Source organism: Bordetella petrii, assembly GCF_000067205.1.
In the GTDB taxonomy this organism is placed as follows: domain Bacteria; phylum Pseudomonadota; class Gammaproteobacteria; order Burkholderiales; family Burkholderiaceae_B; genus Bordetella_A; species Bordetella_A petrii.
The window spans coordinates 1,302,933-1,323,372 of sequence record NC_010170.1; the positions used below are offsets into that span (position 1 = coordinate 1,302,933).

Below are 20,440 nucleotides of genomic sequence, written 5' to 3' on the forward strand. Positions count from 1 at the left end.
AGCAATCGTGAACATACTGGAACGCCTGGATGCCGGGCTGTCCCTTGCCGACGAGGAGCGCATGCTCCTGGACTCCGTACGGGATCTGGCCGTGGCCGAGCTGGCGCCCAGGGCCGCCGCTTATGATCGGGATAGTCTTTTTCCCTGGGAAAACATCAAGGCGATCAATGCGCTTGGATTGAACGCGATGTTCATTCCGCAAGCCTACGGCGGCATGCCCTTGTCTTATCGCTGCTATCTGGCCTGCGTGCGCGAGGTATCGAAAGCCTGCGCATCCACAGGCATTATCTGGGCCACGAATTTTCACGCGATCAAGCCGGTCATACAGTATGGCTCGGAAGACCTCAAATCGCGTATCCTGCCGCGCATCGCGGAAGGCGGCATCGCATCCCTGGTCATCACCGAACCCTCCGCGGGATCGGACGCCACGGGCATGAAGACGCAGTTTCGCGAGGACGGCGACGAGATCGTCGTGGATGGCCAGAAGATATTCATCAGCAACGGCGATGTCGCGGATGTCTATGTGGTGTTCGGTAAATGGGCGGGCGTGGACGACGCCAAGGCGTCCATAGGCGCGGTCGTCATCGAAAAGGGAGCGCCGGGCCTGGCCGTGACGGGAACGGAGCACAAGATGGGAACCCGCGCGTCAGGCACGGCCTCTCTGTCCTTCGAGCAATGCCGTATTCCGCGCGGAAATGTGCTGGCCGGTCCGGGAGACGGGCTGTCCGTGCTGCTTGCGTCACTGAACAAGTCCCGTCCCAGCGTGGCGGCCCATGCGCTGGGCATCGCCCGCGCGGCTTTCGAGGATGCCGTTGCCTATATCAATGATCGGCGCCAGTCCGGCCGCCGCATTCTGGAATTCCAGGGCGTGCAATTCATGGTGGCGGATCTGGCGGCCGAGCTGGCCGTCTGCGAGAACTGGCTTTGGCATGTGGCGGACCTTGTCGATCAGGGCGTGGATGACATGGGCGTGGAAGCTTCCATATTGAAGCTGAAAGCCACGGACCTGGCCATGCGCGTGACGACCGATGCGGTGCAATTGCACGGCGGCTATGGCTATTGCCAGGATTTCCGGGCGGAACGGCTCATGCGCGACGCGAAGATCACCCAGATCTGGGAAGGAACGAACCAGATACATCGGCAGCTCATCGGGCGCAGCTTTCTGAACAAGGAGAAAAAATGAGCGGGATCAAAACAGTAGGCGTGGTCGGCAGCGGAACGATGGGTACCGGCATTGCCATCGTCGTGGCGCGCGCCGGCCTGAAAACGATCGTGCTGGATGCCAGCCAGGAAGCGCTCGATCGCGCGCGTGGGCAGGCCGCGGCATTCCTGGCCAAATCGGTGGCGCGAGGAAAGCTCGCGGCGGGGCGGGACGAGGCCATCATGGCACAGTGGCAGGGTACGAACCAGGCCGAAGACCTGAAGGAATGCGACCTGATCGTCGAGGCCGTATTCGAGGACCTGAAGGTCAAGCACGATCTGTTTGCCCGCCTGGACAAGATCTGCCCGCCGCACACCATTTTCGCTTCCAATACCTCGACCATATCGATCACGGAGATCGCGGGCGGCAGCGGGCGCGCGGACCGGGTGGTCGGCATGCATTTCTGCCTACCCGCCCAGCTCATGAAGCTGGTGGAAATGTCTCCCGGCCTGACCACGTCGGAAGAAACCTTCAACACCTCCTGGGCCTTCTGCGAAGCGCTGGGACAGAAGCCGGTCAAGACGCGCGACACGCCGGGATTCATCCTGAACTACTTCCTGATTCCATGGCACAACGACGTCATCAATATGGTCGACCAGGGCGTGGCGGAACCATCGGATATCGACCTGGCCGTCAAGACCGCCTTGGGATATCCGCTGGGGCCGCTGGAACTGCTCGACATGGTGGGCATGGATACCCAGAAACTGCTGTCCGACGCAATGTACGGGCTGACCCATGAGCCCAGAGCCGCTTGCCCGCCCCTGGTCAAGCGCATGATCGGCGCCGGCAAGCTGGGGCGCAAGAGCGGCGCGGGTTTCCATGTCTATGGCGACGACAAGATCTTTGGAGCATGACTGCGATGACTTATCAGATCATTCAACAAGGCGACAGTGCTTCCTTTCCCGATACGCATGCGTTTCTCGAGGCGGCTGCCGGCGAGGGCGATGGTGTCGTGTTGATCGGCACCGAAGCGGGGCGGGCGTGGCGACAGGGCATCGAGCGGGCGGCGGAGCGATCCTTCATCGCCATCGAACTCGACACAGAATGCCTCGGCATACATACCGGCGAAGACGAAGGGCCCGCCAATGTGGTCGGTTTCGCCCGGTTTCGCCTGGGCGACGATGCCCCCACCGCATTGGTCGAGTTGGTGAAAAAGCCCTATACCGATGCCGCCGCGGTACAGGCCGCGCGCGCCGCCTTTGAATCGGCGGGGTTGAAAGTCGCGGTATGCAATGATTTTCCCGGGCGCATTCTGAATCGCCTGGTGCGCCCGTACTACAACGCCGCCTTGCGGCGCCTGGATGAAGGGTTGGCGACCGCTTCCGATATGGACAAGACCCTCTGCCTGGGCCTGGGCTATCCCGAGGGGCCGATCGCGCTGCTCAAGCGCACCGGGCTGCATCATCACTACCGGGTCTCGCAAGCCCTGTACCAGGCGCTGGGCCAGGAGCCTTATGCCCCGGCCCGCAGAGCGCGGGTGGCATGGGAGCGTCACCAGAAGGACATATCATGAGCCAGCCTCTCAAGGGTATCAAGGTTCTGGATTTCAGCACCTTGCTTCCGGGGCCGATGTGCACGCTGATTCTGGCCGAAGCGGGCGCGGACGTCATCAAGCTGGAGCGCGCCTCCGGCGACGAAATGCGCGGCTATTCACCCCGATTCGGCGATGACAGCGTCAACTTCGTGTTGCTCAATCGAGGCAAGCGTTCCGCATGCCTGGATCTCAAGGCCGACGCCGATCGCGCTCGGGTGCTGGAGCTGGTGCGGGACGTCGACGTCGTGGTGGAGCAGTTCCGGCCGGGCGTCATGCAGCGCCTGGGGCTGGACTATGAAAGACTGTCGCAGATCAACCCCGGGCTGGTCTATTGTTCCATCACGACTTATGGGCAGCATGGCCCGAAGGCGCTCAGGGCGTCGCACGACCTGAACTTCCAGGCGGAAACCGGGATGCTCGCCCTTTCGGCCGACGCGAACGGCGCTCCCATCGTGCCTCCGACGCTGACGGGAGACATCGCGGCAGGCGCTTACCCCGCCGTCGTCAACATATTGCTAGCCCTGCGCCAACGCGACATGGACGGGAAGGGGCAGCATCTCGACATCTCGATGACCGACAACCTGTTCACCCTGATGTACTGGGCGCTGGGCAACGGATGGAGCGAAGGAAAATGGCCGAGGCCCGGCAAGGAACTGGTTACGGGCGGGTCGCTGCGATATGCCATCTATCGGACTTCAGACGGCCGGTACCTGTCGGCGGCGCCGCTGGAAGACCGGTTCTGGAACAATTTCCTGACGCTGATCGGTGCTGCGGATCTGGTCGGCGAGAAAGACGAAGAGGCCATGCGCGCTGAAGTCGAGCGCATCATCGCATCCGAGCCGGCCTCGCATTGGCTGCGAAAATTCGATGGACACGACGTGTGTGTATCCGAGGCCGTGAATATCGAGCAGGCTGTGCAAGACCCGCATTTCAAGGCGCGGGGCATTTTCGATTGCGAGGTCGTCAACAGCAGCGGGCGATCCATGCCGGCGTTGCCCGTGCCCGTGTGCCGGTCCTTCAGGTCCGGCGAGCTTCGTGTTGCCGCGCCCGCGCTGGGCGAGCATACGAATGAAATAGCGGGTCATACAACAGGAGACCACAACAGATGAAAGCCGTCGTCATCCGTGAATTCGCGGAACCCGAACACTTGAAGGTCGAAGAAATCGCCGATCCCGTTGCGGGCCCGGGAGAAGTGCTGATCAATGTGACGCACGCGGGCATCAACTTTCCCGACGTGCTGGTCATGACGGGAAAATATCAGAATCTTCCTGACCGTCCGTTTGTTCCGGGCAAAGATGCCGCGGGCAGTGTCGTCGCCGTCGGGCCCGGGGTCGTGGGGCTGAAAGAGGGTGACCGGGTGGTTGCCCAGGTCGAGCACGGCGCTTTCGCCGAGCGCATGGTTGCGCCTGCCGCCTCGTGCTATCCCCTGCCCGCCAGTATCTCTGACAGAGACGCGGCCGGCATGGGGCTGGTGTACCAGACCGCGTTCTTTGCGCTGGTGGAGCGCGGCCAATTCAGCGCGGGCGAGACCGTCCTGATCAATGGCGCCGCGGGCGGGGTGGGCGGAGCCGCCGTTCAGCTTGTCAAGGCGCTGGGAGGCACGGCGCTGGCGGGCGTGGCGGGAGAACAGCAGGCGGCCGCCACGCGCGCGCTGGGCGCGGATCACATCATCGATCTGGCCGCACCCGATTTGCGCGATTCCCTCAGAGAGCAGGTTTTCGCCTGCACCGGCGGCCGGGGTGCGGACGTGGTTCTGGATCCCCTGGGCGACGAGATATTCGACGCGTCGATCAGGGCGGTAGCCTGGTGCGGGCGGCTGGTCTGCATCGGGTTTGCGGCGGGGCGTATTCCAACCTTGAAGGTCAATTACCTGTTGGTGAAGAATATTGCGGTGTCTGGGCTGCAATGGAGCGATTACCGGGACCGCCAGCCAGAGAAGGTGCGGGACGTTCAGCAGCGGCTGTATGACTTGCATGCCAAGGGGTTGCTGCGGCCGCAAATCACAGAAGTGCTGCCATTGGCCCGATTTGCCGAGCCACTGCGGATACTTGCAGATGGCAAGGGCAGCGGGAAATACGTTCTGCAGTTCTGCTGAGCGTCAGCCATGGCAGTGACGGTCGGCGCCCTCACCGCGCGGGCGCCGGCCCGGGAATGAGTCAGAACGGGCAATTGGGGTCGAATTTCGGGCTGCGCTTTTCCAGGAAGGCATCTATGCCTTCGGTCCCTTCGGGGCCGGCAAACCCGGTGAATTCCAGCGCCAGCGACGCATCGAAGATCGGCTGGGCCTGCCTGATCCAGTGATTCAGCATCATCTTGGTCCAACGTTGCGCGGCAGCCGCTCCCTGGGCCAGACGGGAAGCGACCTCGAGGGCGCGAGCCTCCACCTCTTCATCGGGCACGGCAACGGAGACTAGGTTCATGCGCTCCGCCTCTTCGCCGGTGAGCGTTTCCGCCGTCAGCAGATAGTATTTCGCCTTGGCCATGCCGCAGAGAATTGGCCAAATAATAGCGGCATGATCCCCCGCCGCCACGCCGATCTTCAGATGGCCGTCGGAAAATTTGGCATCCTTGGCCACAATGGACACATCGGCCAGCAACAACGTGGCCAACCCGGCTCCCACCGCCCAGCCCCGCGCTGCAGTGATGATCGGCTTGCGGCAGTCCAGCATATTGGTAACCAGATCGCGGGATTCCTTCATCGCCCGCATCCGCAGCGTATAGTCATCGCACACTTTTCTTTCATGCTTCAGGTCGCCCCCCGCGGAGAACGTCTTGCCATCGCCAGTGAAGATGACGACGTTCACGCTGTCGTCGGCATCGACATCCCGCCAGATCTCGGATACTTCACGGTGCATGAGGGCATCCATGGCTCCCATTTTCAGGGGCGAGCGCATCGTAATACGCAATACCCGGGGAGCGGGGTGGTCAAAAGCGAGTCTTTCGTAACGTCCGTATCGGTCAGTCATTTTTCTTCCTTCGGAAATGCGACATATGGAAAAGGCACGTGGATAAGCCACCATGAATGGATGACCCAATCCCATTTCTAGTTGCAAAAACCATGCCATGTATAGGCGATCTCACTACGTTCGATTCAGAGATCGGGGCCGGCGCCTATCTCGGTTTGCAGAAGAAAAATGCAGCGTATGGCTACGCAAAGGACATTCCTTGCCGTTGATGTAGCCGACGTGTACACCGCGGATCAGCCAGAGACAGCCGGCTGCCTGCAGCGCGAGGCGTCGCTTGGATACGAAGCGACTGCGACCCTGGCTGCCTAATTGCGCCGACTTGCCCCCAAACTGTTATATCCGTCGATTCGCCTGCAAGATGGCGTCAATATTGGTGCGATCGTGAGGTATGACGGAATCGATCTACATTGAGATTCGGCCATATTAGGTCATTGCCAAGATCCATGGGCCGCAAGTGCGATTTCCGGCCCCTATTTGACCATGTAGCGGCGTGAGCGGTGCTGGCATTGTCTTATAACTGCAGCCACGCAGGAGTCAACGTGTGGGCTATTGCTGTTTGCATACATTTTGTCGCAAAACCAATGCCAATACCGCCTGGATCGGCAGCGCATTCGCGAGTATGAAGAAATCGAGTAGAGCGTGATAACGGCCGCCAGGTAGAACAGGCTGGTCGAGCCTGTCCGGATTTTTGTGGGCGAGGCGTTTTAAAAGTTGTTATCTAGCAGCAGTAAATCGGTCTCCGAACAGGATAGCAAACTGGTTCATGGCGGCTTTCCAGTCGAAGGTCGCCCTTACGGACTTGGCCAGCACGTTGCGTAGCGCCAGCCATAGCAGCTTGATGGCAGCCTCGTTGGTCGGGAAGTGCCCGCGAGTCTTGATGATCTTGCGCAGTTGCATGTTCAAGCTCTCGATGGCGTTGGTCGTGTAAATCACGCGCCGAAGGTCATGCACAACAGGGCGCCAACCGCAAAGCCGATGCCGATGTTAGAGGGCCTGGCCGGCGTCAGGCTTTGATAGAGCACAAGCGCCAGCCCGCTCAGTGCCATGACCAATCCCAGCAGCCTTGTTTTCGAGAAGCGCCGTTCGGTCAAAAGCGGCGTCAGGATCGGTTGCATCCCAATCAGGGTGGCCAATAGCCACGGCGTGACACCGTGGCTATTGCTTGGACGTAATACACCGAATAGGCGCCGATGAGCAAAAGCCCAGAGCCAGCGACCTGCCAGGCTGTCCCCGGCTTCGGCCACCAAGTCTGGTTAGGTATGCCAATCGCGGCCAGCGCGGGCAATGCGAGGATGAAACGCAAAACCAGAACAGCGAAAACCGAGCCATGGTCAAGCGCCCAGTGTGTGAAGATGGCTGCGCCGCCCCAAAGCAACACGAGACTGATACTGGTACCAAAAGCTGTTGTCGACGCTGGCCTGACTGTGGTCATATCGATTGGGAAGCATCTTATCGCCCAGCGGTTATCAATAGCGCAGTGTGTATTGAGTCAGCCGCACCTGACCAGTCTGGGACGCGACCACCAAGGCGTCGTACGCAGTTCAGCTTGCCTGCGCTGACTCATTCCATCTTGATGTTCAGCTCCTTAATCAGCTTGGCATACTTCGCTTCCTCGTCGCGCAACACTTTCCCGAAGGCTTCTGGCGACATCGATACAGGTTCAATGCCCATCCCTTCGAGCCGTCGTTTGACCGCGGGAACGGCGAAAGCGTTGTTTATCGCTTCGTTCAGCCGTGCAACGATCTGAGGCGAGGTGCCGGCAGGGGCAAATGCGCCATACCATACCGTGGTCTCATAGCCAGGGACGGTTTCCGAGACTGTCGGCACGTCGGGTAAGAGAACGGACCGTTTTGCTTCGGTCACCGCCAGCAAACGTAGCTTCCCCGCCTTGACCTGTGGGAGCGTCTGCGTGCCGGCGCTGATGAAAAGCTGCGTCTCGCCAGCCGAGGTTGCCAGCACGGCTGGCGCGCCACCGCGGTAGGGAACATGGTTAATCTTGATGCCGCTCATTTTCTCTAGCATCAGGCCGCCTATGTGGTTGCTGCTGCCGTTGCCCCCGCTCGCATACATGATCTTGCCGGGATTGGCTCTCGCATAGTCGATCAGCTCCTGCATGTTCTTGACGGGCAGCGATGCGTTGACCACCACGGTATTGAGAACGTTGGCCAGATAGGCAACAGGGGTGAAATCGTCCACGCCTTTGAAAGGAGTGGATGGCATCAGCACGGGATTGACGACATGGTTGGTCATCGATCCGATCAAAATGGTGTAGCCATCGGAACGCGACTTGGCAACATAGGCGGTGCCGATGTTGCCACCCGCGCCTGAGCGGTTTTCCACCACGAATGGTTGTCCGAATGTAGCTGCCAGTTGTGCGGCCAATTCTCTGGCGAGTATGTCGGTTGTGCCGCCAGGCGCAGCCGGCACGATCAATGCAACGGGCTTCTCAGGCCAGTCAGCTTGCGCATTGGTACATGCCATTGCCAAGGCTGCGATAGCGCAATAAAGGTACTTCCTCATGACTTACCCCTTGTAGTAGATGTGTGTGAAAATCTATGGTTGCGGTGCAGAATGCTACGAACGTTGCATTAGGTGCCCGAATGGCCAACATTTTGAGTCGAGGGCAATTGGCTGCACTCGCGAACGATCCAGCCGTGAGCCAGCAAAGCCAAGAGCCGGATGAACTGGATCTCCTCATCGGCCCAGCGCTGGCGTGCCGTCAGAACGTTCAAGGTCGCGATGCAGCGCTTTTGCTGACAGACGGGGATGTTGACAATGGCGTGCAGGCCGCGGCCCTGGATCATTGCGTGGTCGCTGAAGGCGTCGGCGATTGCCTGATCGCCGTTGCCGATGAAAAGCTCTCCATCTTGTAGAACCTGGCGCGTCCAGGCTGTATCGTCCTTTTGCTTTTCGCCGCCCACCGGGTCGTGCGCCGGCAAGGACGACCATAAGCGTTGCAGCATGTACGGTGGTTTGACGCGGTGCGAAGTCGTGTTCGCGTTGACTGTCAACTGGCCTGGCCCGAGGCGATCTTCACGGACCTGATCCAAACGCCCCATGAACGAAGCAAAATCGCCCGCATGAGACAGCCTCGAGATCAAGTAATCGGCTTGTTGAGCGTTGAGGACAGCGCCTTCGTCAACATTCCGTGTTCGGGAGCGCGAACCGCCCACTCGGTCCATTTGCATCGGTGACGACTCCAGAGAAATGATAGGAGCCTAAATGGTAGAAACCGTTAGCCAGATCGACGTAGCGATTTCCTGATGCAGCGATAAGCGATTGCTTATTGCCATCGCGGTACGACGTGTCCCACTTGGTTCTCGCGGGCCGTCTGTGGGCCCAGCTAGGCCTCCGGTGAGGCCTGCGCTGATTGCATGTCCTGTTGACGTAGGGCGGTCAGCGTCGCCGCGAGATGTGCTTCAGCGGCGAGTGGGGTCTCGCGCTGGGCTGAGATGAGGTGGATGGCCGGCAGTGCCCAGTCAAAAGCCATAGCGAGGCGCAATACTGCGCCCGTCGCGTTCATCTCAACGGCCAGATCCTCGGGCACCAGGGAGACTAGCGCGTCGTCGGTGGCCAACATATCCAGCACGACCTCGGCCGAATCCGTCTCCAAAACTGGCACGGGCGGCGCGAGCCCCTGTCGGCGGAACGCTTCGTTAACACGCTGGCGCGTCGGTGTGTCCGGCAAGGGCAATATCCATCTGGCTTGTCGCAGATCCCCGAGGGTCAATACACGTTGCTTTAAGTGCCGTGCCAGCGAGCGATTGGCGACCAAGGCAGGCCGCTGCTCGTAAAGTAGCCGATGACTCAGCCCGCACATGTCTTCGTCGGCGGGGACCCTGCAAATGGTGCAATCGACCCGTCGTTCACGCAGCAATCGTAGGAGATGGCGAGTGTTGCCGCGGTGCAATGTCAGGCTCATTCCATGGTCTTGGACGAGCATGCGGACCGTTCGCGTCAAAAGGTGGCCCGAGACGTGTGGCACCGCACCGAGATTCAAATGCGCACGATGGCCAGCCTGCATGGCGGTAACGTCTCTTTCCCAAAGGTCGATGTCTTGCAGCATGCGTTTCGCCCGGATCAGGGCCATGTTGCCCAGTTCTGTCGGCAAGACTCCGCGCGACGTACGCGAGAACAGGGGCGAGCCAAATATCGACTCGATCTCGGCCAGTGTCTGGGTCAGCGCCGACTGAGAGACGCCTAAGTCGTCGGCCGCGCGCGTCACCGACCCATGCTCGGCAATGGCCACTAGAACGGTGAGGTGGCGCATTTTCATGCGCCGGACCAGATGCAAAGAAGAGGTATTCACGGGATCGTATCCGCCGTTATTAGTGGCAGCTTATACCTCCATTGGAAGATCAGGCAATCGGGGTTTATAGGGGGCCTATGATGTGGGTCACGCAATCCTTTCAACATCAATGGGACCCGTCATGGCCGAATCGTTTACCACCCGTCCAGAGATCAAGGGCACGATGGGTGTAGTCTCCAGTACCCATTGGCTCGGCTCACAGGTTGCGATGGGGGTCCTGGAGAAGGGCGGCAATGCCTTTGATGCGGCGGTGGCGGGCGGCTTTGTCCTGCAGATCGTTGAGCCTCATCTGAATGGCCCTGGCGGCGAGGTGCCGATCCTGTTCTGGAGCGAGCAGGAGCGCCGTGCCCGTTCCCTGTGCGGTCAAGGCACCGCGCCGGCGCTGGCCAGCGCACAGTACTTCCGCGACAGGGGCCTGGAACAAGTGCCCGGCATCGGCTCGCTGCCCGCGGTTGTGCCGGGTGCATTCGGCGCTTGGCTCACCCTGCTGCGTGACTATGGGACGTTGGAACTGGCAGACGTGCTGCGTCCGGCGATCGACTACGCGCAGCACGGTTTTCCCGCCGTGCCTCGCTTGTCGGCAGCCATCCTCGCTGTCGCCCCGCTGTTTCGCAACGAGTGGACCAGTTCGCACGCGGTGTGGCTCCCGGACGGCAAGGTGCCCAAACCCGATGAACTATTGCGCACGCCCGCGATCGCCGCTACGTATCGGCGTCTCATCGACGAGGCGCACCAACATGCCTCGGATCGGGTCGGGCGCATCGATGCGGCGCTGGATGCTTGGTACCGGGGATTCGTTGCCGACGAGATCGACGCGTTCTTTCGCAATGAGGCAGTGCGCGATACGACAGGCGAGCGCAACACCGGCTTGCTTCGCAAATCCGACCTCGAGCAATGGCAGCCGGCCTACGAGGCGCCGATGCAACACGATCACGGACGGTATTCCGTGCTCAAATGCGGGGTCTGGTCGCAGGGGCCGGTCATGCTGCAGCAACTGTCGATGCTCGCGCAATTACCCATCGATACTTGCGACCCCCTGTCGTTCGACTTCGTGCATACGGTGGCCGAAGTGGCCAAACTGGCGTTCGCTGACCGGCTGGCTTGGTACGCGGATCCCGCATTCGTCGACGTCCCGCTCGATGCCTTGCTCAGCCCCGGCTATGCCGCCGAACGCATCAAGCTGCTTGCCTCGACGGCAAGCCGGGTTCTGCGTCCCGGATCGCCGCGCGGCCTGTCGCCCGTCTTGCCCGATCTGTCGGTGGGCGAGCGCACCCTCGGCGCAGCCGACACGCGCTATGGCGTGGGCGAGCCGACGTTCGCCCAACTGCCTCCCGTCGACCAATGGCTCGAACAGGAGATTTTTGTGGGGGATACGTGCCATATCGACGTCATCGACCGTTGGGGCAACATGGTGGCGGCGACGCCATCGGGCGGCTGGCTTTCTTCCAGTCCCGTGATTCCCGGTCTGGGCTTCTCGATCAGCACCCGACTGCAGATGACCTGGCTGGACGAGGGCGTGCCCGGGGTGTTGACACCGGGCAAGCGCCCAAGCACCACGCTCTCGCCCGGCTTGGTATTGCGCGACGGCGAGCCCTACATGGTCTTCGGTACGCCTGGGGGCGACCAGCAGGACCAATGGGCGACCACATTTTTGTTGCGCCACATGCGAGGGATGAATCTGCAGGAGGCGATCGATTGCCCCTCATGGCATATTGACCATTTCCCCGGTTCGTTCTGGCCGCGTACCCTGAAACTGAATCGTTTGATCATCGAGTCGCGCTTTCCCGCCGAGATCCTCGAGCAGTTGCGCGTAGCTGGCCATGACGTGCAAGTGGGGGGCGCATGGTCCGAGGGGCGGATCAGCGTGTGTACGCAAGAGATGGCGCGGGGAGGAGCACGCCTGCTGCGTGCTGCAGCAAATCCGCGGGGGATGCAAGGCTATGCAGTCGGGCGCTAGGAGGAAGCGCCCCCCTAGCGCGATATCAGTTCACCACAGGCAGTGTCAAGGCGCTGGTGGATTGTCCTAGATGCAGCGCTAGGACGGGTGGCCGACCGGGCGGGACTTGGGGAAAGTGCCCCTGATCGGCGCCGGAAATTGAAAGGCGCAGGCGGCTGCCCTCAGGCAAAGTCCAGCCAACGGGAAAGAGACTGACTTCTACCGTTTCCGGCTTGTCCACTGTGAGCGGACGCGCATCGGCACGACTGAAGGTGCGAAACGGTTGGTCGATCTTGTAGTTCGCTGGAGGCTGCGACGTCTGGCGATGCGACAGGCGTAGCATGCCCTCGGTCATGTACCGTACTTGGCCATCGCTTTGCACCTCGGATAGGAACAGGAAAACCGCTGCGTCTCCTTCCGATGCACTCAGGTTCAGCGTGGCAAGCACGCTGCCACAGATCGACAGCGGCTCGGTCAGCACAGGAGTGTCGAAACTCAACAGTTCCGATTCGCGCTGCTGCCAGTCGTGATAATAGTTCTCGATATTGTAGCCGCCCAGGCGTTCATAGCGTGTGGAGGCGCCGCTGCTCCAGTCAAAGCGCGTTCGCGCCTGCAGGGTGGCTGGCCGGGTCGGCGCCTGGCGATCGAGCTCGCCCTCGGCCGTCAGATGCAGGTGGCTCGCCTGCGCCACGGGCCATTGCCCGGCAGCGTGCCAGGTATTGGCGTGCACGCTGTAGTAATGTACGGGCGCTTCTGCTTGCAAGTCGGCGTCGATGCCCATCAGGTGCTGGTCGAAAAAGCGTAGCACCTCGGCCATCAGCGGAAAGTCCGAAGCGGGCTTGTCACGCCAAGGCGAGACGTTGGTGCGGGCGCCGTGGTCCCAGGGGCCGAGCAGCAGCCGATTGTGTTTGTTTTGCAGCGTCAGGAAGCGCGCGATCGCGCCATTGGCGTAGCCGCCGCCGTCATACCACCCCGAGATGGAGTAAACGGCCACCTCGGGACGAATGCCGGCGTAGTAGTGAAAAGGACTGCAGGCGCTGGTGTTCAGGTTCGGGTCATGCAATGTCGATTCGTCGCGAAACAGGAACTGGGGCGCCAGTTCGGCCATCTTGAAGTTGTTTCGGTGCTCGGCGATGGCTTGCGCCAGCAGCGTGCCGTCCGGATCCTCATCGACAGGCTGCGGGCCCGCGTACCCGGGGTTGTTGAAGTAGCCGAACTTCTGAATCAGTTCCCGATCGTCCTGGTCCAGCGCGACCATCATGTCGTCATAGTCCGATACCCAGACGGTAGACAGCAGCCCGCCGATATAGAGCTGCTCGCTGTAGATATCGGAAACTGCGAACAAGGGCGCGATCGCCTTGACGGCCGGATGGCCGGAACCGGCCAGGAAGCAGGCTGCCGCGCCCAGGTAGGAAATGCCGGTCGACCCGACCGCACCATTGGACCAGGGCTGCCGCGAAATCCAGTCGGCAATTTCGGCGAAATCGGCCGTTTCGTTGGGCGAGCGCAAGGCGTCTCGTACTCCGAAGCTGGCGCCAGTCCCTCGCACGTCGACCACGAGCACGGCGTAGCCCGCCGGCACGAACGCGTCCCGATAGCGCGCCGCATTGGGGGTGGGTTCGATGCCGTCGCGCATCAATTTGAACCGGCGGTTGTAGGGGGTGAAGATCACGACCGTCGGAAAGGGTCCCGCAGCGGGAGTGTTGGCCACCGCCTGCGGCAGGTACAGGTCCATCGCGATGCGGCAGCCGTCACGCATTGGGACATAAAACGAACGTGGTGTCGCCGGCACGCTGTATGGCCGCGTGCGTGCGGAAAAGTAGCTGCTCGGCGGGACGGTCCAAGCGTTTCCCTGAATATCACTGTCAGACATGGCGGTTCGATGTTGGCTGGATGAGTATGGAATAGTAGGCGTGCTGCCCACGATGCAGCCAAGACGACTTTGCGATACAGGGTATGCATTTTCAGCATGTGTCCGCCCCACCTTCTGGCCTGCGGATTGATACGCGATCGAGCCTATGCTTTTTTACTATGGACCGTATCGTCACGAAGTATTTTCCATGTGAGAACGCCTCGCCTAGCATAAGTCCACCACAAACTAGGGCCGGCGAGCACTATTAGCTGCGTCGGCACAACAAGGGGAGCGCTTCCATGCGTGCATTTGCAGTTATCGCGACACTGTGTACGGCTATAGCCATGACGCCAGCGGCCGCACAGACCGACTATCCCAATCACCCGATTCGTATGATTCTTCCGCAGTCGCCGGGCTCGGGTAGCGATCTCGTCGCCCGGTTGATATCGGAAAAAATGGGGCAGGCGCTGAAGCAGCCCGTGGTGGTCGAGAATCGGCCAGGCGCCAACGGCAACATCGCCGCCGCATTCGTGGCCAAGGCTCCTGCCGACGGCTACACCATCCTGATGGCCGGCGTATCCCAGATCGCTTTCAATCCTTCTCTGTATGAGAAGCTTCCCTACGATCCGGCGCGGGACTTCAGCTATATCTCGCCCGTGACGAGTAACGGATTTCTCCTGGTTGCAAGCAAGCAAAGCGGTATCACCTCATTTAAGGATCTGGTCCAGAAGGCCAAAGCTAAGCCCGCACGTTATACCTATGCCAGCGGTGGCGCGGGCAACTCCACTCACCTGTCAACGGAGATGATCGCTCAGACCGAAGGGTTCGAGTTGATGCACGTCCCGTTTAACGGCACCGGCCCGGCCTTGAACGCGGTCATCGCCGGACAGATCGACCTGATGTCCAGCGTAGTCGGTACGGCCCTGCCTCAAGTGTTAGGTGGCAACGTCGTGCCGCTGGTTGTGCTGGCACCCGAACGCATCAAAGAACTGCCCGATGTGCCGACCCTGGCCGAGACCGGCTCAAAGGCAGCAGCGATGGACGGCTGGTTCGCTCTCGTGGGGCCGGCTGGACTCGACCCGCAAGTTGTCAAGGTGCTTAACGACGCGACACAGCAGGCGTTGGCCGACCCGGAAATCAAGAAGCGGCTCGATGGCGCCTACCTCGTACCCATGAGTGGCAGTGCAGAGCGGATGAGGCAGCGTGCCGAAACTGACGCCAAGGTATGGGGTGACTTTATTCGGCGAGCGCAGATTCAGGTTAATTAACTTGCTGGCAGGGTCAGACGAACGCCGTGCCATTGGCGTTCATTGACCAGGGTGTAAATAAGCTCGAGGATGATTTGGCGTACCACCGTGCCGGCCAAACTGTTCTGAGATGCATTGGACACACAGAGCATGACCTGCCGCTGCAGCCCGGCACCGGTGATGGAACGCACGCTCAACTTGGCCGGTATGTCAGGACCACCTGCCAGTGCGCACCAGGGCAGTACGGTATGGGCCAAGCCCTGCCGGGCGGCAGCCAACATGATATCTGCAGCGCTGGACTCGGCTACTAAGCGCAACTCCTTATTGGCCGAGGCCATCAGTTTGGTCAGCAAGGAGCGAACGGAGTTCGGAAACTTCGGTAGGATGAATGGCAACGTCGCCAGCTCATCAAGGCTGGCCGGACTAGCATCTGGCATCAAGCCCTGTTGACCGAACAGGAACAATTCTTCTTCGAACAGCGGAATCACTTGGATGTTGGAGTGAGCATACAGCTCGGTTGTGATCGCCATATCTAGTTGCTGGGAGATAACCGCCTGGCCCAGATCGAAAGTCGATCCATCGACAAAGGCAATGGTCACCTCGGGGAACTGTTCGCGCACGCGGGCCAGCAGGGGCATGGCGAATATGCGTGCCGTACTGGTAGGCAGGCCCACGCTCACACAGCCTGACGGCACATCGCGCCCGTGGTTCAGTGCGGCTCGGGTTTCTTCCAACTGCCTGAGCATGATCTTGGCATGCCGGTAAAGAATTTGTCCTGTGGGCGTGGGTTGGGTGCCCGAGGCGTTGCGCACCAGTAGTTGGATGCCCAATTCGGCTTCCAGGTTGGCAACGTGCTTGCTCAACGACGGCTGGGCCGTATAGAGCACGTCCGCCGCCGCACTGATGCTGCCGACTTCTACAATGCGCGTGAAATAGCGCAACTGGCGTAGATCCATGGCAGGCTCATCCTTGCTCTTTATGGAGTGGTGCTGGTTTAGGCTGTAGCGTCCGTAGTTTTGTCTGGCCCGTAAATGGCAACGGCGCGTGGCCTCTGGCACGCAGGGGCAGCGCGCCAGAGGTTGTCGGTCGCCGTGTGGCTGTCCAGCGACAGCGTTATGGGCGTAGTCCCAGCTTGGGGACCAGTTGCTTGAACGTCTCATTTTGCCGAGCGATATCGGCAGCGAATTCTGGGGTATCGGCCCATGACAGCGTCAGGTTCTGCGAGACGACTGATTTCTGGAACGTTGGCGTTTCGTAGACCTTTCGAGCGACCTCACGCCAAATGTCCAACGCCTCTTTGGGAGCGCCCTTGGGCAAGCCGATTCCACGCCATACACTAAATTGCAGATCGTGGCCGCGCTCTTTGAAGGTCGGAATATCGGCCAATCCCTGCAGACGTTCGTTTGCCATGACAGCGAGCGTGCGCAACTTGCCGCTTTCGACATGTTGCTTCAGTTCGGCATACGCGACCGTGGTGGCGTTGACGTCACCGGCGAGCAGACCCAAGATGGCGGGCGAGGAGCCTTGATAAGGCACGTGGGTGAACGTCGTGCCGATACTGTCGGCCAAAGCTGCGGCGGCCATGTGGGGGATAGTGCCTGTTCCTGCGTTGCTCACAGTAACCGACTCGGGGTTGGCCTTGGCATGGGCCATGAACTCCTCGATCGTCTTCCACGGCGCATCGGCCCGAACAGTGATGGCAGATGCATCGTCGGTAAACCGAGCAACGGGCTGGAAATCCTCGATCGTCGCTTTGCCGATGCCCATCAAAGGGACCACGAGCATCTCGGGATTCATCAGCAACAGTTTGTAGCCGTCGGCCTTTCCGGCGATCACATAGGACCAACCGATCGAGCCGCTGGCGCCGGGTTTGTTGGTCACGTAAATCGATTGGGGAAAGTGCTGGCGCGCAATGTCGGCCACGGCTCGCGCGGTGTTGTCGCTGCCGCCACCGGGCTGATAGGCCACGACCAGTTCGACCGGTTTGGTGGGATAGGGCGGCGTCGCCGCGGTGGGTGCGGCCGCGCTGATGAGCGGGGCCAACCACAGGAAACACAATATAGAGCGCAGGTTTTTCATGATTGATGGAGCTTCCACTTGGGGGGGCACCGATAATGCTGGTTCTGCCGCGGTGCCGGTCCGGCAAAACCTTTGGAGTTCCTGTTGCTGCAAGAGATCGGGGCGGAGTGAGTTTGTTGTTTCGGCGTACTTGACCGGGCTCGCCTGGCCAGCAATGCCGTGCGAAAGGGTGCTGCGTTGCATGGCGCCGCACCCTTTGGCTACGGATCAGGCGTACGCGCCGTCGATCAAACGATGCAAATGCAATGGATTGCTTTCTTTAAGCGCCTCGGGACGCAGTGCGTCAGGCAAGTCCTGGTAGCAAACGGGACGCAGGAAACGCTCAATCGCCGTGGCGCCCACGGAAGTGAACATCGCATTGGAGGTCGAGGGGAAGGGGCCGCCGTGAACCATGGCATGGGAGACTTCGACTCCCGTGGGAAAACCGTTGGCCAGAATCCGGCCGGCCTTGCGCTCGAGCGTAGGAATCAGGCGCGCGGCCAATGCGTAATCCGCTTCGTCGATCTGCAGCGTGGCAGTCAATTGACCTTCCAGGTGCTCGGCCACGGCCAGCAATTCTTCGACATCCTGTGCGTGTACGACGACCGATGCCGGGCCGAACATCTCCACTTCGAGTTGTGCACTGTTCAGCAAGCGATGGGCATCAGTCACGTACAGTGCGGGCTGCGCGGCATTCGGCGAGCCATCCGGCGCCTGACCTTGAGCGACTTTGTGCACGCCTTCGACGGCCTCGGTTGCGGCCAGCCCTGCCAAGTAGGCCTCGTGGATTCCAGGGGTGAGCATGGTCTGCGCGCTCTTTTGCGCCAGAGCGGCGCTTGCGGCATCGATGAAGGACTGCAGATCCGGCCCGTCGATGGCCAATACCAGCCCAGGATTGGTGCAGAATTGACCAGCGCCGAGGGTGAGTGACTCGACAAAGGCTTTACCCAGCGCCTGGCCGCGGTTGGCCAGCGCGGCAGGAAACAGGAAAACCGGGTTGATGCTACTCATTTCAGCGTAGACAGGGATGGGTTCGGGACGGGCATTGGCGGTCTTGACCAGCGCCAGGCCCCCTTGGCGCGAGCCGGTAAATCCCACCGCCTTGATTGCCGGGTGAGCGACCAGCGCTTCGCCTATCTTGCGGCCGGCGCCGATCAACAGCGAGAACACGCCCTCGGGCAGGCCGTGCGTCTGGACCGCTTTCTGAATGGCGCGTCCCACCAGCTCGGACGTTCCCAGGTGCGCGCCGTGGGCCTTGACGATGACCGGAGCACCGGCCGCCAGCGCCGATGCCGTATCGCCGCCGGCGACCGAGAACGCCAGTGGGAAATTGCTGGCGCCGAAGACGGCGACCGGGCCCAGCGGAACTTTCGCCAGGCGCAGGTCAGGACGCGGCAGCGGCTCGCGTCCCGGCTGGGCCGGGTCGATCGTGGCGGCCAGGAAGTGGCCGTCTCGAACTACCTTGGCAAACAGATGCAACTGCCCGACCGTGCGGCCGCGTTCGCCCTGCAGCCGCGCAATGGGCAGGCCAGTTTCGCCGTGCGCGCGTTCGATCAACTCATCGCCCAGATTCAGGATATTCTGAGCAATCGTCTCGAGGAAAGCCGCGCGCTCGGCCAAGGGCCGGCTGCGGTATACATCGAACGCCTGCGAGGCCAAAGTGGCCGCTTGTTCGACCTCAGCGCGGCCTCCTTGTCCGAAGACAGGGTGATCGATCTCGGCATTGGATGTGGGATTGAAGGCGCGTTGGCTGCCTTCCTGCCCGAGGACCGAGGAGGCGCCGATGAGCATTTTTCCGGAGAGAGTCATAGTGATTTCCTTTGTGCCACGGGGTGGGGTGCGGTCGAGCGCGTGCCATGCAAGGCGGTACTCCGTATGTTCAAACTGCTGCTCGGAGTGGTTTGAGCGCCTGCCAGGCCTGCCTTGGGCCAGCAAAGCGTGTTGCCGATGCCCAATGGCGACGGGTCGAAGGAGGGGTCCTGACCGGTTCTGCGTTGCGCTTCGTAGTCTCTTAGCGCGGCCAGGGCGGGTCTGGTGAGTAAAACCAGACTGATCATATTTACCCAGGCCAGACTGGCGTATCCAATGTCGCCAAAGGCCCAAATCAGGTCTGTGTGTTCGATCGCGCCAAATAGCGTTGTGCCGCAAAGCAGTACCTTGAGCACGAAAGCGGCGGAGCGCCGATGGCCCCCAAGCAAATAGGCCAGATTTGTCTCTGCAATGTAGTAGAACGAGACCAGCGTGGTAAAAGCGAAAAGCCCGATCGATACTGCCACGAAGGGAGCGCCCATTCCGGCGAAGACCGAGTCCACAGCCGCTTGCGCATACGCTGGACCAGCGGTTACACCGACCAGGTTTTCGGCCAGAAAGCCCCCGTCAGGTGCTGCAACGTTGTAGGAGCCTGTAATCACCACCATGATGCCCGTGGCAAGGCACACGAGGATGGTCAGGTAGATCGAAAAGCACTGTACCAACCCTTGCTTGACCGGGTGGGTGACATCGGCGGCCGCCGCACCATAGGTGCCTTCGCCCACGCCTGCGACCGTGGCAAACAGCGCGCGGCGCACGCCCCACGACACAGCCGATCCGACAATGGCACCATAGATCGCGTGGGTGCCAAAGGCGCTGGCAAATACCAATTTGGCGGCCGGCACGATCTGGTCGAAATGAAAAAAAACGACGGCCAGCATCGCCAGCAGATAGCCGATCGCCATGAACGGGACCACATACTCGACGAACCGGATCAGTTTGGCGCGGCGGCCGAAGATGATGAACGCCAACAGCGCCACGGCTGCCAGACCGGTGGTCCATGGCGACAGGCCGAACGAAGCCTGCAGGCTCAGGGTGATGTTGTTCGATTGCACACCGGGGGCAAAGACGGCATACATGGCTATCGCCACGAATGCGGCCAGGCACGCCAGCCACCGCAGGCCAAGTCCCCGTTCGATGTAGTACGGGATGCCGCCGGCGTAGACGCCGTCCACACGCGACTTGTAGATCTGTGCCAGCGTAGATTCGAGAAACGCCGCGGCCGCACCAAGCAGAGCCATGACCGCCATCCAAAATAGCGAGCCCGGGCCGCCCGCGGAGATGGCCGTTGCGACACCCGCTATGCTGCCCACACCCACGCGGCTGGAAAGTGTGAGGGCCAGTGCCTGGAATGAGGACAGGCCGTCGTCGCCGCTCTTGCGATGTAGCGTTAAACGCAGCATGTCGCCGAGCAAACGCAGTTGCACAAAACGGGTCTTGATGCTTAGGTAAAGCCCGAAGCCAAGCACGAAGGCCACCAGCGGGGTCCAGAGATAGTCATTGATGCGCGTGAGTATTTCCATCGAGT

At 61.0% G+C, this 20,440-nt stretch carries 17 protein-coding genes and 1 pseudogene; 7 read left to right on the forward strand and 11 right to left on the reverse strand.

Annotated elements, in window-relative coordinates; genetic code table 11:
* The first annotated feature begins 7 nt into the window (after window positions 1-7).
* Genes BPET_RS06280 through BPET_RS06300 form a run of 5 tightly spaced genes read left to right on the forward strand, consistent with a single transcriptional unit; the run spans window position 8 to window position 4,830 of the window.
* Window positions 8-1,183: an acyl-CoA dehydrogenase family protein gene (locus tag BPET_RS06280; protein WP_012248231.1), complete on the forward strand. Its 1,176-nt coding sequence runs from the start codon at window positions 8-10 to the stop codon at window positions 1,181-1,183.
* A complete protein-coding gene (locus BPET_RS06285; RefSeq protein WP_012248232.1) occupies window positions 1,180-2,055 on the forward strand; it encodes a 3-hydroxyacyl-CoA dehydrogenase family protein in 876 nt (291 codons plus the stop codon). Before BPET_RS06280 ends, BPET_RS06285 begins: the two co-directional genes overlap by 4 nt.
* Window positions 2,052-2,714 carry a 3-hydroxyacyl-CoA dehydrogenase family protein gene (locus BPET_RS06290; protein WP_231852661.1) on the forward strand — a complete coding sequence of 221 codons (663 nt, stop codon included), beginning with the start codon at window positions 2,052-2,054 and terminating at the stop codon, window positions 2,712-2,714. Before BPET_RS06285 ends, BPET_RS06290 begins: the two co-directional genes overlap by 4 nt.
* Window positions 2,711-3,844 carry a CaiB/BaiF CoA transferase family protein gene (locus BPET_RS06295; protein ID WP_012248234.1) on the forward strand — a complete coding sequence of 378 codons (1,134 nt, stop codon included), beginning with the start codon at window positions 2,711-2,713 and terminating at the stop codon, window positions 3,842-3,844. The genes BPET_RS06290 and BPET_RS06295 overlap by 4 nt, the downstream gene beginning before the upstream one ends.
* Window positions 3,841-4,830: an NADPH:quinone oxidoreductase family protein gene (locus tag BPET_RS06300; RefSeq protein WP_012248235.1), complete on the forward strand. Its 990-nt coding sequence runs from the start codon at window positions 3,841-3,843 to the stop codon at window positions 4,828-4,830. Before BPET_RS06295 ends, BPET_RS06300 begins: the two co-directional genes overlap by 4 nt.
* A 61-nt stretch (window positions 4,831-4,891) precedes the next feature.
* Here BPET_RS06300 and BPET_RS06305 read toward each other — a convergent pair whose 3' ends face one another.
* The 6 genes and pseudogenes from BPET_RS06305 to BPET_RS06325 form a co-directional block, all read right to left on the reverse strand.
* On the reverse strand, window positions 4,892-5,701 hold the full coding sequence (locus BPET_RS06305; RefSeq protein WP_012248236.1) for an enoyl-CoA hydratase/isomerase family protein: 810 nt from the start codon (window positions 5,699-5,701) through the stop codon (window positions 4,892-4,894).
* A gap of 714 nt (window positions 5,702-6,415) precedes the next feature.
* A pseudogene (locus BPET_RS25805) lies at window positions 6,416-6,643 on the reverse strand (transposase); the annotation flags it as partial.
* Window positions 6,631-6,945, reverse strand: coding sequence for a hypothetical protein (locus tag BPET_RS27005; protein ID WP_012248238.1), 315 nt, complete (start codon window positions 6,943-6,945; stop codon window positions 6,631-6,633). The gene BPET_RS27005 and the pseudogene BPET_RS25805, both read right to left, overlap by 13 nt.
* Before the next feature lie 316 nt (window positions 6,946-7,261).
* Entirely contained in the window at window positions 7,262-8,221 is a 960-nt protein-coding gene (locus tag BPET_RS06315) for a Bug family tripartite tricarboxylate transporter substrate binding protein (RefSeq protein WP_012248239.1), read from the reverse strand.
* Window positions 8,222-8,289: 68 nt separating this feature from the next.
* Window positions 8,290-8,889: a GAF domain-containing protein gene (locus tag BPET_RS06320; protein ID WP_012248240.1), complete on the reverse strand. Its 600-nt coding sequence runs from the start codon at window positions 8,887-8,889 to the stop codon at window positions 8,290-8,292.
* Between the two features lie 155 nt (window positions 8,890-9,044).
* On the reverse strand, window positions 9,045-10,010 hold the full coding sequence (locus BPET_RS06325) for a LysR family transcriptional regulator (protein ID WP_151208942.1): 966 nt from the start codon (window positions 10,008-10,010) through the stop codon (window positions 9,045-9,047).
* A gap of 121 nt (window positions 10,011-10,131) precedes the next feature.
* Between BPET_RS06325 and BPET_RS06330 the strand changes: the two genes are divergently transcribed.
* Window positions 10,132-11,967 carry a gamma-glutamyltransferase family protein gene (locus BPET_RS06330; protein WP_012248242.1) on the forward strand — a complete coding sequence of 612 codons (1,836 nt, stop codon included), beginning with the start codon at window positions 10,132-10,134 and terminating at the stop codon, window positions 11,965-11,967.
* Between the two features lie 25 nt (window positions 11,968-11,992).
* Here the strand turns inward: BPET_RS06330 and BPET_RS06335 are convergent, their stop codons facing one another.
* Window positions 11,993-13,819: a CocE/NonD family hydrolase gene (locus BPET_RS06335; protein ID WP_012248243.1), complete on the reverse strand. Its 1,827-nt coding sequence runs from the start codon at window positions 13,817-13,819 to the stop codon at window positions 11,993-11,995.
* A gap of 278 nt (window positions 13,820-14,097) precedes the next feature.
* Here BPET_RS06335 and BPET_RS06340 point away from each other — a divergent pair, with 278 nt between their 5' ends.
* The gene (locus BPET_RS06340; RefSeq protein ID WP_012248244.1) at window positions 14,098-15,066 is read left to right on the forward strand and encodes a Bug family tripartite tricarboxylate transporter substrate binding protein; all 969 of its coding nucleotides are present in this window, start codon (window positions 14,098-14,100) and stop codon (window positions 15,064-15,066) included.
* On the opposite strand, the gene BPET_RS06345 is transcribed toward BPET_RS06340, so the two are convergent.
* From BPET_RS06345 to BPET_RS06360, 4 genes are all read right to left on the reverse strand, one after another.
* The gene (locus tag BPET_RS06345; RefSeq protein WP_012248245.1) at window positions 15,063-16,001 is read right to left on the reverse strand and encodes a LysR substrate-binding domain-containing protein; all 939 of its coding nucleotides are present in this window, start codon (window positions 15,999-16,001) and stop codon (window positions 15,063-15,065) included. The genes BPET_RS06340 and BPET_RS06345 overlap by 4 nt on opposite strands.
* A 157-nt stretch (window positions 16,002-16,158) precedes the next feature.
* A complete protein-coding gene (locus tag BPET_RS06350; RefSeq protein WP_231852662.1) occupies window positions 16,159-17,307 on the reverse strand; it encodes a tripartite tricarboxylate transporter substrate binding protein in 1,149 nt (382 codons plus the stop codon).
* Window positions 17,308-17,331: 24 nt separating this feature from the next.
* Window positions 17,332-18,912, reverse strand: a complete 1,581-nt coding sequence (locus tag BPET_RS06355) for an aldehyde dehydrogenase (NADP(+)) (protein ID WP_012248247.1) — start codon at window positions 18,910-18,912, stop codon at window positions 17,332-17,334.
* Window positions 18,909-20,435, reverse strand: coding sequence for an alanine/glycine:cation symporter family protein (locus BPET_RS06360; protein ID WP_012248248.1), 1,527 nt, complete (start codon window positions 20,433-20,435; stop codon window positions 18,909-18,911). The genes BPET_RS06355 and BPET_RS06360 overlap by 4 nt, the downstream gene beginning before the upstream one ends.
* Between the last annotated feature and the right edge of the window lie 5 nt (window positions 20,436-20,440).

Bases quoted from the DNA above. Each gene is read 5' to 3' on its own strand.
- BPET_RS06315 (WP_012248239.1), bottom strand. From the start codon at position 8,221: ATGAGGAAGTACCTTTATTGCGCTATCGCAGCCTTGGCAATGGCATGT.
- BPET_RS06320 (WP_012248240.1), bottom strand. From the start codon at position 8,889: ATGCAAATGGACCGAGTGGGCGGTTCGCGCTCCCGAACACGGAATGTT.
- BPET_RS06295 (WP_012248234.1), top strand. From the start codon at position 2,711: ATGAGCCAGCCTCTCAAGGGTATCAAGGTTCTGGATTTCAGCACCTTG.
- BPET_RS06335 (WP_012248243.1), bottom strand. From the start codon at position 13,819: ATGTCTGACAGTGATATTCAGGGAAACGCTTGGACCGTCCCGCCGAGC.
- BPET_RS06355 (WP_012248247.1), bottom strand. From the start codon at position 18,912: ATGACTCTCTCCGGAAAAATGCTCATCGGCGCCTCCTCGGTCCTCGGG.
- BPET_RS06290 (WP_231852661.1), top strand. From the start codon at position 2,052: ATGACTGCGATGACTTATCAGATCATTCAACAAGGCGACAGTGCTTCC.
- BPET_RS06300 (WP_012248235.1), top strand. From the start codon at position 3,841: ATGAAAGCCGTCGTCATCCGTGAATTCGCGGAACCCGAACACTTGAAG.
- BPET_RS06345 (WP_012248245.1), bottom strand. From the start codon at position 16,001: ATGGATCTACGCCAGTTGCGCTATTTCACGCGCATTGTAGAAGTCGGC.
- BPET_RS06285 (WP_012248232.1), top strand. From the start codon at position 1,180: ATGAGCGGGATCAAAACAGTAGGCGTGGTCGGCAGCGGAACGATGGGT.
- BPET_RS06360 (WP_012248248.1), bottom strand. From the start codon at position 20,435: ATGGAAATACTCACGCGCATCAATGACTATCTCTGGACCCCGCTGGTG.
- BPET_RS06330 (WP_012248242.1), top strand. From the start codon at position 10,132: ATGGCCGAATCGTTTACCACCCGTCCAGAGATCAAGGGCACGATGGGT.
- BPET_RS06350 (WP_231852662.1), bottom strand. From the start codon at position 17,307: ATGCAACGCAGCACCCTTTCGCACGGCATTGCTGGCCAGGCGAGCCCG.
- BPET_RS06340 (WP_012248244.1), top strand. From the start codon at position 14,098: ATGCGTGCATTTGCAGTTATCGCGACACTGTGTACGGCTATAGCCATG.
- BPET_RS06305 (WP_012248236.1), bottom strand. From the start codon at position 5,701: ATGACTGACCGATACGGACGTTACGAAAGACTCGCTTTTGACCACCCC.